Source organism: Marinobacter santoriniensis NKSG1, from assembly GCF_000347775.1.
Classification (GTDB): Bacteria; Pseudomonadota; Gammaproteobacteria; order Pseudomonadales; family Oleiphilaceae; genus Marinobacter; species Marinobacter santoriniensis.
On sequence record NZ_APAT01000015.1, the window covers coordinates 841,704 to 854,290 of the forward strand.

General features: G+C 58.6%; 10 protein-coding genes. 3 read left to right on the top strand and 7 right to left on the bottom strand.

Annotated features, from left to right (window positions below):
* Positions 1-106: 106 nt before the first annotated feature.
* The 4 genes from MSNKSG1_RS09600 to MSNKSG1_RS09615 form a co-directional block, all read right to left on the bottom strand.
* Positions 107-1,747, bottom strand: coding sequence for a hypothetical protein (locus MSNKSG1_RS09600; RefSeq protein ID WP_008939061.1), 1,641 nt, complete (start codon positions 1,745-1,747; stop codon positions 107-109).
* Between the two features lie 87 nt (positions 1,748-1,834).
* Entirely contained in the window at positions 1,835-3,580 is a 1,746-nt protein-coding gene (locus tag MSNKSG1_RS09605; protein WP_201764945.1) for an alkaline phosphatase PhoX, read from the bottom strand.
* A 189-nt stretch (positions 3,581-3,769) separates the two neighbouring features.
* Positions 3,770-4,063, bottom strand: coding sequence for a hypothetical protein (locus MSNKSG1_RS09610; RefSeq protein WP_008939063.1), 294 nt, complete (start codon positions 4,061-4,063; stop codon positions 3,770-3,772).
* Positions 4,064-4,152: 89 nt separating this feature from the next.
* The gene (locus tag MSNKSG1_RS09615; RefSeq protein ID WP_008939064.1) at positions 4,153-4,410 is read right to left on the bottom strand and encodes a hypothetical protein; all 258 of its coding nucleotides are present in this window, start codon (positions 4,408-4,410) and stop codon (positions 4,153-4,155) included.
* Positions 4,411-4,612: 202 nt separating this feature from the next.
* Between MSNKSG1_RS09615 and MSNKSG1_RS09620 the strand changes: the two genes are divergently transcribed.
* On the top strand, positions 4,613-5,890 hold the full coding sequence (locus MSNKSG1_RS09620) for an alkane 1-monooxygenase (protein WP_008939065.1): 1,278 nt from the start codon (positions 4,613-4,615) through the stop codon (positions 5,888-5,890).
* A gap of 147 nt (positions 5,891-6,037) precedes the next feature.
* On the opposite strand, the gene MSNKSG1_RS09625 is transcribed toward MSNKSG1_RS09620, so the two are convergent.
* Positions 6,038-6,817, bottom strand: a complete 780-nt coding sequence (locus MSNKSG1_RS09625; protein ID WP_008939066.1) for a crotonase/enoyl-CoA hydratase family protein — start codon at positions 6,815-6,817, stop codon at positions 6,038-6,040.
* 17 nt (positions 6,818-6,834) lie between these two features.
* Positions 6,835-8,640 (bottom strand): acyl-CoA dehydrogenase, encoded by a 1,806-nt coding sequence (locus MSNKSG1_RS09630; RefSeq protein WP_008939067.1) that lies wholly within the window; start codon positions 8,638-8,640, stop codon positions 6,835-6,837.
* A 241-nt stretch (positions 8,641-8,881) separates the two neighbouring features.
* Here MSNKSG1_RS09630 and MSNKSG1_RS09635 point away from each other — a divergent pair, with 241 nt between their 5' ends.
* Positions 8,882-9,871, top strand: a complete 990-nt coding sequence (locus MSNKSG1_RS09635) for a GlxA family transcriptional regulator (RefSeq protein ID WP_008939068.1) — start codon at positions 8,882-8,884, stop codon at positions 9,869-9,871.
* A gap of 109 nt (positions 9,872-9,980) precedes the next feature.
* Positions 9,981-10,145: a hypothetical protein gene (locus MSNKSG1_RS19275; RefSeq protein WP_008939069.1), complete on the top strand. Its 165-nt coding sequence runs from the start codon at positions 9,981-9,983 to the stop codon at positions 10,143-10,145.
* 85 nt (positions 10,146-10,230) lie between these two features.
* Here the strand turns inward: MSNKSG1_RS19275 and MSNKSG1_RS09640 are convergent, their stop codons facing one another.
* Positions 10,231-12,285, bottom strand: coding sequence for an NADPH-dependent 2,4-dienoyl-CoA reductase (locus MSNKSG1_RS09640; protein ID WP_008939070.1), 2,055 nt, complete (start codon positions 12,283-12,285; stop codon positions 10,231-10,233).
* Positions 12,286-12,587 lie beyond the last annotated feature (302 nt).

Genomic DNA, 12,587 nt, shown 5'->3' on the forward strand with positions numbered 1-12,587 from the left:
TAGTGCATTTAACAGGGTTAACGGCGAGCTGAGGGTTTTCTGAAACAAAAAGGCACAAACCGCTGCGGTTTGTGCCTTTTTGTTAGCTCGACTGAATCCCGGACGATTACCAGGCCAGCCGCAGATCCCAGTGGTCGATCCGGGCCGACTCCTCCAGCGGAGGCGCAGCTTCCGGATCGACTGAACGGAAGACATTCTTGACCGGTGTGACCGTCGCATCCCGACCATAGGCAAAGCTCTGTTCCTGGACGATGACCCGATACGCCTTGTTCAGTGACAATGCTCGCCCGGGGCTCGGAGTAATCAGCGTATAGACATCAGCCCCCCTGACCGCCGATTCATCGACCGTTCCATCCGGGAGGAACCAGCGATCACGCATCTCCGGGTTGGCACGGAATTCGTTTCCTCCACCAACCCGTTGCAGGTACTGGAGAATTTCCGGCTCGGTCTCCCCCACGCTGGGTGCATCCTTCATTCCTTCGAAATTGATATACCCCCAACCCTCGGCTCCCGTCACCTTTCTGGGGAAGGCGAAGGTCTGGTCGATTGTGGTACCGATGGTCCCGTGACACCCCATGCAGAACATCTGCTCCTGATAGGTCTGCTTGCGCAACTCACCTTCACTGTCCTCAATAAAGCCGAGCACCTCCCAGCCCAACCCGTTATTCAGTCCCTTGTCGCCATGATCAACGAAGGTGGGCAGCATGCCTTCCATTTTTTCCTGACGTTCATTGCCATACAGCGATGCCAGGGCGGGCGTAGAATAGGCCTTGACCTTCTTCATGTATCGCACTTCCTTCATCCGGCGGGACGGTGTGATTTTCCCGTTATCCAGCCCGACATACCGAACCGTATGAATAAACTGCGTGCCTTCCGGATAGCTCATCCGCGCCACCGGTTCGGAGGCGGCATCCCCGAGGTAATGATCCCTCGCGGGTATTTCCTGCACCATGGTCAACACACCATCGTCGTTCAGATCCTCACAGACCGCGTTTTCGTCAATGGGGAGCGTGGAGATTGTGGACAGGTCCTTCATCGCCATTTCCAGCACGGCCAGATTCGCGAAATACGCATCGCGTGAAAAGGCGTCTGTGCCAGTGGCGCAGGAGGCCGTTCGGAACGGCTTTGGTAACCGGATCATCACGTCATCTGTGGAGCCGTTGGTTGGCCAGAATGTGCTTGGCAAGGGTTTATAGTTGAAGGCCACCCACCCGCTGCCGTCCAGCGCCAACCCCTGATTATCGAAAGCGGCAGCACCCTCGGCCAGGCCATCAATGGCCGGAACCGGTCCGGACCAGTCGGGATCATTCTTCAGACCCTTGATAAAGGCTGTGTAGTTGTCTGATTGGATGTAATTGATAATGGCTTCATCGCTGATCGCGGCCACCTCGTCCCGTCGATCAACAAACAGATTCTTCCAGTGGTTCTCGACACCGACATCCGAAAAACCGTAGTCCCCCTGCAGAAAGCCATCGGCCATTTTGTTTGGCCGGGTGGCATCGTCGTAGCTCTGGTGGCACGTGTAGCAGGGATTCCTGGTGCCCTCAGTCTTTGTGTAGCACTGGGGCGGGATGACCGCTTCGCGGTTATACAGGGTGTCGGCCGCCACTTGCGGACGATAGGGTTCGGAACCGGAAGCCGACTGCGCCAGGGAACCACCCTCGGGCGCTAGGTTGGCTTCCTCATCGCCGCCACACCCGGCGAGGAGCAGCGTAATCAGGGGAAAGATCCGTATCACATCAGGCATAACGCACAGTCCATTCGTTCTTCCATAGAAAACGGGAAGCGCCAACCGACGCTTCCCGTGCACTTCACTGTGATTCCGACCCGGGGATCAGAGCTCTGGATTAAGCAGCCACAGCATGTTGTTTTCGTGCTCGCCAGAGTCCTCGCCCACAACAACCCTACCGTCGTTCAGGACAAGCAGGTTGTCCGGGTTAGCGACGTTATCCACAGAACAGGTATTGGCGGTAGCCGTGCCATCGTAGGGTCCACCGACCAGCACCGGCTCCATACGGGTGATGTTGAAATTGGTACCCAGAGCCATCTGGTAAACCGCACCGCAATCGGCGTTGGTCGGATCCAGCTGAATCGCTCCGGTACCGTCAGACATGGTCTTGTTGAACTCGGACATGGACATGTAGGCATAAGGAACGCTGCCGTCCGCCGCGCCAGCCAGGTTGATGTTCACGCCTTCCATCTTACGAAACTCTGCGGTGGCGCCCAGAGCTGCGGCCGCCTTGCGGGTTTCCAGGAACGCAACCCGGTCATCGCCGAACGGATTGGCCGCAATGCTGCCGCTGCTGTCGAGATCCTGCTGGAGCTTGCTCTCGGCCCAGTCGTTGATCTCGGTATCCGAAATGTAGCTGGTGCTACCGGCGGAATAGCTACCCTGGTCGATTCCATCGTAATTCGCGATCCAGCCGTTGATGGTCGCGTTGTCACCATGGCCCAGCTCAACCCACTGGATGTCGAAACCTGCCTTGGTGGGATCGGTAGTACTATCCTGGGTCACTTTAGCGGCATACAGAGTACCCGCAGACAGGTCTTCTGCCGTGTCGGCCACGAACTTGAAGAAAATGGTGCCCGTGCCATCGTCACTCATGTAGGCAGTTTTCTTGTCCGGCATGACCACAGAGTTCTCGTGGGAGAAACGGCCCATGGCGCGCATTTTGACGGGCGTCGGCGTGGCGGTGGTGGGATCTTGGATCTCTACGATGAAGCCGTAGTTATACGGGTTCGGGTAGGTGCCACCGAGGTAGGTCTGAAGCGCTTCAACATCGCTAATGTAGGTGTAGCCGGGATTATTCCAGTCTGAGGTGTCGTCGAAGTAGAGTTCTTCGGAGGTCAGAGGTGTCATCCAGGGCGAGAGCGTACCGAAACAGTTAACCCAGGTACCATCCACCGAACTGAAATCGACCATCATCACGTCGTTGTCAACGACGCTCCAGTCACCGCTGTCCAGCTTGCGGATCTTGAGTCGGCTCATACCGCCCGGGCGGTCTTCCCAGTTGGTGAACAGGTATCCCTCATTCGTTCCTGTGCTGATAAAGGCGTTAAAGTCCGGATCGTTGGAAACCTTGATCACGGAAGAACCATCAGCAGTGGAGATAGCGCCCAGGCTGCCGGTCGGCGCGCCGGCCCACTGGTCACCATTCTGTGCAATCACATTGTAGGAACCCACGGCAGTCCGAACCAGCTGTTGATCGTCGCCACTAGGCACCTCGACAGCGTCGAAGGCCAGGTCAGCGGAGCTGAAATCTGCATCGCGAATCACACCCACGGTGCCGGCCGTAAACACCTTGCCATCGGCATCGGAGACAGTGTTGCTGCTCGACGGATGCTGGACGTTGAAGAAAAGATCGCCCTCTTCGGTGGTGAACAGGCCGGTAATTTCCGCCCCCAGGGGAACCGTCGCCAGACGGGTAAGCGCCTGGGTATCGGTATCCATGGTGCTGGTGGTGTCGGAAGTGGTGTTGTTATCGCTGTTGTTACAGGCTGCGAGCAGGGTTGTGCCGGCAACAGCCAACGCCAGTGCAGAAACCTTGAACAGCGCCTTGCCATTATTCTGATTCATCATCTTTTACCCTAACGAAGTGAACTGTCGGTTTTATGTGACGAGTCCAGAGGTTAGGCGCGCTGTGTTTCACATTGGTTTACAGGAAATGAACAGGGCGTGACAGTTTGGAGACAGCTGAAGCGAGGCAATTTGCTCGGGCGGGAAAACAAAAATCAGAAGAGGCCCCTGGAGAGGGCCTCTTCGGGGAGGTCACTCAGTCATCTGGTTATAACCTTCCTCGACGTCATCTGCTGCTTTGTCTGCCGCATCGCCCATGTCGTCGGCCGCGTCTTCGGCGCCCTCCTTGAGCTCACCGACTGCGCCCTCATCCTGACCCGTGGCTTCCTCCACGGTTTCCTCGGTGCTGTCGGCGGCATTTTCTGCAATGTCACTGGCATTTTCGGCAGCCTTGTCCATATCGACGCCCTCGTTGTCCTCCGAACCACAGGCAACAAGACCAAGTGCCGATGCGAAAATCACTCCTGTCATAAGTCGACGTTTCACTGCGTATCCCTCCTTTGAGTGTCAATGTCGAGGTACACAGGGTGAGGCAACGCCAACCGGAGGGCAATTACGTGGCGATTACGGTTGAGTCAGGACATTCCCACCCGGGGCGACCAGCCGTCGATGGTCATGATGTGATCAAGCTCCAGCATTGCACCGCGGCCAAGCATCACGAAATCGCTTCCTGCCCGGCTGAACACATCCCGAATGACGTCGTGGGCGATGCACACCTGCCCGGCTCCGTCCCGGTAGATGATTTCTGCCATCCTGCCGGTTGTCCGATATTCCTGGAGCGTGTCCTGAATGAGCCTTTGCGGCTCCCGGTCCGGTTCAGCCTGAAAAGTCATGGTCTGGTGGTCCCTGCGGCGGCACTTTCTGTGTGTCGTTCTTGTTAACTCCAGCAAGTCTGGCTCAGCTTCACTGAATCTTCCAGAAAACAGACCTTTGTCATTTTGAGCCAAAGACCTCCACATCGTCGTCGCCTGTTGCATTGCAAGATTGTCCGACATAAATTCGGATAACGAACACCACACGGAGAACAGGACATGAATGCCAAGGTCAACCCTGCGATCGATTCGCACAAGGCACCAGCCCCCGGACACCAACGTCGAATCCGGCAAAGGCGGCGACTGGAAAGACCCGAAACGCTATCTCTGGCTGCTGGGCCCCGCCTTACCGGGTATCGGCCTGGCCGCGCTGACTGGCTACGCGGTTGCTCCGAAGAAGCTCAAGGCACTGGCCTGGACCGGTCCGGCTCTGGTGCACGGCATCATTCCGGCACTGGATCGCGCCATCGGCGAAGATCAGAGCAACCCGCCGGAATCTGCCGTCAAGTCACTGGAACAGGACAAGTACTACGACCGGATCGTCAAGGCCTTCATTCCTACCCAGTACGCCATGACCTTCATGGGGGCCTGGCTTGCCAGCCGGAAAAAGACGCCCCTGGAGGACAAGATCGGCCTGACCCTCACCGTCGGGGCCATCAACGGTGTCGGTATCAACACCGCCCATGAGCTAGGCCACAAGTCGAACAAGTTCAACAAGCTGATGGCGATGGCAGCGTTGGCGCCGACCGCCTACACCCACTTCGTGGTGGAGCACAATTTCGGACATCACAAGCGTGTGGCAACGCCCGAGGACCCCGCCAGCAGCCGGATGGGTGAGAGCTTCTGGAAGTTCCTCCCACGCACAGTGGTGGGTGGCATCAAATCGTCCATCAAGATCGAGAAGGCCCGTCTTGCCCGGAAGGGTAAATCCTTCTGGAGCCTGGATAATGAACTGCTTCAGGGCTGGGCCATGAGCGCCGGCTTCTTTGGCGCCACCACATTGGTGTGCGGCCCTCGCGCGGTGCCGTTCCTGGCGGCTCAGGCCGTCTACGGAGCCAGTTTGCTGGAGAGCGTTAACTACATCGAGCATTACGGACTGCTGCGCCAGAAAGACAAGAGCGGCAAATACGAGCGCACCAAGCCCGAGCACAGCTGGAACAGCAACCACATTGTCACCAACCTGTTCCTGTATCAGCTGCAGCGCCATTCCGACCATCACGCCCACCCCACACGGAGCTTCCAGGCCCTGCGGCATTTCGAGAACGCACCGCAATTGCCTGGCGGTTATGCCTCAATGCTGCTACCGGCCTACGTTCCCAAGTGGTGGTATGAGGAAATGGACAAGCGGGTGATCGATCATTACGAGGGTGATCTGAGCAAGATCAACTGGGATCCGGACCGGAAGGACGAGCTGATGGCGAAGTATGCCGACTATGCGGCCAAGGTGGCTGCCGAAGCGGAGAACCGCCGGGGAAGCAAGTCTGACTCAGAGGCGGCATAGCCTCCCACCGATGGTCAGCCGGGCCTCCGCGCGCCCTTCCTTCCGGGACTGTGCGCAGCAGGGACGCTGCGCTCAAGCCTACAGGGACGTATTTACGGCGTGTCCCGGAAGGAAGGGCGTGCGGAGGCCCTCTCCAGATTCCGAATGTTATCGCCCTTTAAAAACAGCCTCTCTCCTTTCAAGAAACGACTGAATCCCTTCTTTGACATCCTCACTGGCCATCACCGGCTGCAGGTCCGGGAACAGGCGCTGCTTGGCCATTTCCTGTCCCTCGCTCACGGCGATTTTTGAGGACTTCAGGCTCCCCTGAACGCCTAACGGTGCCGCTTTCGCAATCTTCTCAGCAATTTCCAGGGCTTTGTCGAACTGCTCGCCGGGTTCGACCAGTTCCTGAATGAGCCCCCATTGATACGCCTGATCTGCCGTCCACTCATCCCCCGTCAGCAGGTAACGCTGGGCATTGCCCCAGCCGATTTCACGCTGCAGTCGAATGGTGGCGCCGCCACAGGCAAAGATGCCCCGCTTCACTTCCAGTTGAGCAAACCGCGTGCCTCTGGCAGCGACTCGCACATCGGTGTTGAGCATCATTTCCACACCACAGGTGAAACAGATCCCCTGAGCCGCGAAGACGACCGGCTTGGACAGGCCATCTCCGGTGATATGAAACGGATCAAGCTCTCCTTCTCCCGGCTCAATACCTTTACCGTTAGCGAACACACCGGCCCAGTCGTCCAGTTGCAGGCCGCTGGTGAAATGGTCGCCCTCCGCGTACATCAGGCCGACCCGTAATTCCGGGTCGTGTTCAAGGCGATGGTAGGCCGCCGCGATTTCGTGATACATCGCCCGGTTCATGGCGTTCATTTTTTCCGGACGGTTCAACCCGATCAGCAGGATGTGGCCTTTCTTTTCGACGTTTACCAGTGACATACCTACTCTCCCGGATTTCAGAACCAGTCGGCCTGCATGTTGAGACAGGTATCGTCCTGATTGCGAAGCAGAACGAGATCCTGGGCAACGGTCGGCAACTCCCAGTGGAAGAAATACTGGGCCGCCTGGAGTTTGCCATTGTAGAAGTTCCGCTCCTCGTTACTGGACGCGCTCTCCAGAGCTTTGGCCGCGACGTTGGCCTGACGCAGCCACATCCAGGCCACGGTAATGTGCCCGAACAGGTGCAGGTAACACGAAGCATTGGCGAGAACGGCGTCCGGATTATTGCCTCCCATCAGCGACTTGCCCAGACTCTGGGTAACCTTCACCGCTTGCTGGAGCGTTTCACTCAGTGACAGCGCCCATTGCTGGCACCGCTCTGTGGTGGCCGCTTCCAGATCCACCTGCATTTCCTGCATCAACAACTGCAGACCATGGCTCTGGTCCTGCCAGATCTTGCGGCCCAGCAGGTCCAGGGCCTGAATGCCGTTGGTGCCCTCATGAATCGGGTTCAGCCGATTGTCCCGCCAGCATTGTTCCACCGGGTACTCGCGGGTGTATCCCGCACCACCGTATACCTGGATCGCCAGGTCGTTGGCTTTGGGGCCATACTCCGAAGGCCAGGCTTTCATGACCGGCGTGAGCAGGTCGAGCAGCTTGCCGGCTTCCACGCGCTTCTGCTCATCGGGGTGAGTGTTCTGGTCGTCCACCAACCGCGCGCCATACAGGCAGAGGGCCAGGCCACCCTCACTGTAGGCCTTCTGGGCCAGCAGCATACGGCGGACATCGGCATGCTCGATAATCGGCACCTGCGGGCTGTCCGGATTTTTCTCGGAGGGCTTGCGGCCCTGCAGGCGGTCCTTCGCGTACTCGAGACTGTGCATATAGCCGCGATAGCCGATAACCGCCGCACCAAAACCCACACCCAGACGCGCCTCGTTCATCATCTGGAACATGTACTTCAGGCCCTGGTGAGGTTCACCAACCAGGTAACCGTGACACGGGGCATCGTCGCCGAAACTCAGGGCAGTGGAGGTAGTGCCCCGGTACCCCATCTTGTGGATGAGTCCGGCCAGGCTGACACCGTTGCGTTCTTCGGGGTTGCCCTCTGCATCCACCCGGAATTTGGGCACGATGAACAGGGAGATACCTTTGACGCCCGCAGGCGCGCCTTTGATCTTGGCGAGGACCATGTGAACGATGTTCTCGGTGAGGGACTGCTCGCCACCGGAGATGTAGATCTTCGCGCCCTTGATCAGGTAATGCCCGTCCTCCGTCGGGGTAGCTGAGGTGCGGATGTCTGCCAGGCTGGATCCGGCATGAGGCTCGGTCAGCGCCATGGTGCCGGTGAAGCGGCCGGTCAGCATATGTGGGAGGAAGGTTGCCTGCTGCTGGCCGTTGCCGAAAATCCGAATCAGGTTGGCGGCGGCGGTCGTCAGGAACGGGTAGCCTGCCGTCCCTGGGTTGGCGGCGGTAAAGAAGCCGTTGCAGGCCGCCATGACGGACTCCGGCAACTGCATGCCACCCAATTCGTAATCATACCGGCCGGCGATGAAGCCGGCTTCGGAATAGGCGTCGAAGGCCTTTTTGACCTGCGGGAGCATTTTCACCTGTCCGTCTTCGAAACGGGGCTCGTCTTTGTCCGCGGCACTGTTGTGGGTGGCAAATTCTTCGCGGGCCATTTTGTCGGCCGTTTCAATGACGGCGTCGAAGGTGTCTTTGTTGTGCTCGCTGAACCGGTCGCGCGGAATCAGGGATTCGGTGTCGAGGACTTCGTAGAGTTGGAACGCCAGGTCGCGGCGATCAATCAGGGTGTCTGTCATGCATGGTCTCCTGTTTATTGCCGCCTAGATTCGCACAACCGGCGCTTGTGTTAAAACCGGCATTTCTGACATATTCTTGGTCTATCCCGCCAACATTGGCGCGGGACCGCCCGGGCCTTGGTGAGTGTTGATCCCCCAGAAACCCGCTGTAAACACATCCATGTGCGCTTGAGTGCAGCATCCCTGCTGCACACAGTTTCAGGGGGATCAACACTCACCAAGCCCCTGATTCGGAGTTTTCATGCGCACTGTTTCAGTCATTGGCTTCAATGGCGCCCTGGCCAGCGCCGTCACCGGCATCATCGATCTGTTCCGGCTGGCAGGGGTGACCTGGGCACGGATTCACGGCGATGAGCCCCAGCCCTGGTTCCGAACACGCCTGCTGACCCACGACGGCGAACCGTGTAAATGCATCAATGGGCTAACCCTGGTCAGCGATGGCGCGTGGAACGAGCCCGATCGCGACGACAGCGATCTGATCATCATTCCAACCATTGGTGCCCCGATCGAGAAAGTATTAGCCGACAATTCCCTGCTGATTGAGTGGTTGGGCAACTTCCGGACGCAGGAGACTCCTAATGTTCACGTCGCCAGCAATTGCACCGGGGCGTTCTTTCTCGCAGAGGCTGGCCTGCTTGATGGCCGGGAGGCGACGACCCATTGGGGATTCAGCAACCAGTTCCGAGAGCGTTACCCGAGAGTGCAACTTCATCCCGAGAAACTGGTGACGGTTGATGGCCCCGTCGCCTGTGCCGGCGGCGGTATGGCCTGGTGGGATCTGGGAGTCTATCTGGTGGAACGTTTCGCCGGCCCCCAGGTGGCCCGGGAGCTGGCGAAAGCGTTTGTGATCGACGCAGGGCGCAGCAGTCAGGCGCCCTACAGCGCTCTTCAGGCCAAACGCTACCACTCCGACGCCATCATTCTCGCTCTCCAGGACTGGCTCGATGATCACTTCAGGGAAGCCCTGTCACTGCCTGCGCTGGCCGGGCGGGCCGGCCTGTCCGAACGATCTCTGCTCCGGCGTTTCCGGCAGGCCACCGGCGATACGCCCAACACCTATGTGCAACTGCTGCGTGTGGAACGTGCCCGCAGGCAACTCGAGTCCTCGGGGCAGAGTATCGACGCCATCACCCGGGACGTCGGGTACGAGGACATCAGTTCGTTTTCCCGCCTGTTCCGGAAGCACACCGGGTTATCCCCCGGAGCCTACAGGGCTCGATTCGGTCGTTGACCAAAACATTTGTGGCCCGGCTTATGCTTGATAATTGCTTGAAGGCCATTGGGCCCGGGGAAACGTATATTTTCCTGACACCGGTGTAATAGTGGGGAGGTAGTTTTCCATGCAGGCACCAACCAGACAAACTCAGGCTGATGTTCTTAGCCGCCTGTACGACATGAAACAAAAGCAGCTGGCGCACGCCCTGGAGCAAGGCCATACGCTTCGCTCTCAGGTTCTTGAAGCGGAAGCACAGGCCATTTTCAAGGCACTGGAATCGATTCGCTGACCCGGACTGCCATCCGGGTCAGGTGCCCAAAAGTGACGCCAACCTGCCCGCCAGCGTCACTATGTGCAACCAGATGCCCGGCTCATCATAGCTGAGCGGCGACTTCCGTTCCCTGCCGGATGGCCCGTTTCGCGTCCAGTTCCTCGGCAACATCCGCGCCGCCAATCAGGTGTGTTTTCACACCGGAGGCGCTTAAACGGTCGAACAGTTCCCGGTAGGGCTCCTGGCCCGCACAAATGACAACATTATCAACGGCCAGCACCCTGCTTTCGGTGACTTTGCCGTCCTTGTCAGTCAGGGAAATGTGCAACCCCTGATCGTCAATACGCTCGTATCGACAGCCCCGCAACATTTCCACGTCCCGATGTTTCAAGCTGCTCCGGTGAACCCAGCCGGAGGTTTTGCCAAGGCCACCTCCAACCTTGCCGGTCTTCCTCTGCATCAGGTAGATCTTGCGGGGTGACGGCGTCGGTTTTCGTTCGGCCAGGCCTCCAGGTCCCTCAAAGTCGGGGTTTACGCCCCACTCCGCCTGCCAGTCGGCGACGTCAACCTGTTCGCCTTCGGGCTGATGGCTGGCGTCATGGGTCAGAAATTCGCTGACATCAAAGCCGATGCCTCCCGCACCAATGACCGCCACGGTTTCGCCCACCGGTTTGTTGTCACGAAGCACGTCGAGATAACCAAGTACTTTAGGATGGTCGATACCCTCGACGTTGGGGGTGCGAGGCTTCACCCCGGTCGCGATCACCACATCATCGAAGCCCTGCTTGACCAGGGAGTCTGCATCGACGCGGGTGCCGAGTTTCAGATCTATCTCCAGCAACTCGATCTGGCGCTTGTAGTAGCGCAGAGTTTCGTAGAATTCCTCTTTGCCCGGGATGCGCTTGGCGTAATTGAACTGGCCGCCAATCCGGTCGTCCGCTTCGAAGAGGGTGACCTTATGACCACGTTTTGCCGCCGTCGTCGCCGCTGCCAGACCGGCCGGGCCTGCGCCAACCACGGCCACTCGCCGGGCCACGGGTGCTACCGTCAAAACCAGTTCGGTTTCATGGCACGCACGCGGATTCACCAGGCACGACGCCCGCTTGGCCTGGAACACGTGGTCCAGGCAAGCCTGGTTACAGGCAATACAGGTATTGATCTCATCACTGCGCCCCTGCTCTGCCTTGCGCACGAACTCGCTGTCCGCCAGCAGAGGCCGGGCCATGGAAACCATGTCGGCCTTGCCAGCCGCGAGAATCTCTTCGCCTTTTTCCGGCGTGTTGATGCGATTGGTGGTGCACACCGGGATGTCCACTTCACCGTAGAACTTGGCGGTGACATCGGCGAAACCGCCACGAGGCACCGAGGTGACAATGGTGGGGACCCGCGCCTCATGCCAGCCGATACCGGTGTTGATGATGGTGGCACCCGCCCGCTCAATGGCCTTGCCGAGGGTGACGATCTGGTCCCAGGTCTGTCCACCTTCGACCAGATCCAGCATGGACAGCCGGTAGATGATAATGAATTCCGGCCCGACGGCCTCGCGGATGCGTCGGACAATTTCCACGGGCAGACGCATGCGATTCTCGTAGGGACCACCCCACTTGTCCGTTCGTTTGTTGGTCCGCTCACACAGGAACTGGTTGATGAAATAGCCCTCGGAGCCCATCACCTCGACGCCGTCGTAGCCTGCAAACTTTGCCAGTTTGGCCGCGTTGACGAAGTCGTCTATCTGTCGCTCAACACCTTTAGTGGACAGGGCCCGCGCCTTGAACGGACTGATCGGTGCCTTAGTCGCAGACGCCGAAACGATCAGCGGCTGATAGCCGTAGCGCCCTGCATGCAACAACTGCAGGCAGATTTTTCCTCCGGCCTCGTGAACCGCGCCGGTGACATGACGGTGCAGGAACGCCGTTGCCCGGTTGTTCATTGTGGAAGCCAGCGGAGCCAGCTGGCCGGCGAGGTTGGGAGAGAAACCGCCGGTCACCATAAGGCCGACACCACCCTCCGCCCGCTCGGCAAAATACCGGGCAAATTTATGGATGTTCCAGAAACGGTCTTCAAGGCCGGTATGCATCGATCCCATCAGAACCCGGTTCTTGAGCTCGGTAAAGCCAAGGTCCAGGGATTTCAGCAGGTTGGGATACATTTCGCTCATGGAGGGCTCTCTCATGGAAAATTTATCGCGAGTATACACTTGATCAATGGCAAGTTGACTTGACCTTGCGGACGGGCCACGTATCATCAAATCCCAAGTTCGATAGACGGAGCAACCAATGACCGGAAGGTCCTTCGGCTGCAAACAGACCATTCGCCCGCCCATAACGGCTGATATCGCCCGCCATCGCGGTCGTCTACCCTATTTCCCGGACCCACCCTTCGCCTGATTCCAGGCTTCCGGTGTATTCCTGCGGGCCAAACCCCATGCAGGGACTCTATCCGGAAGCTAGACTTCTGCAC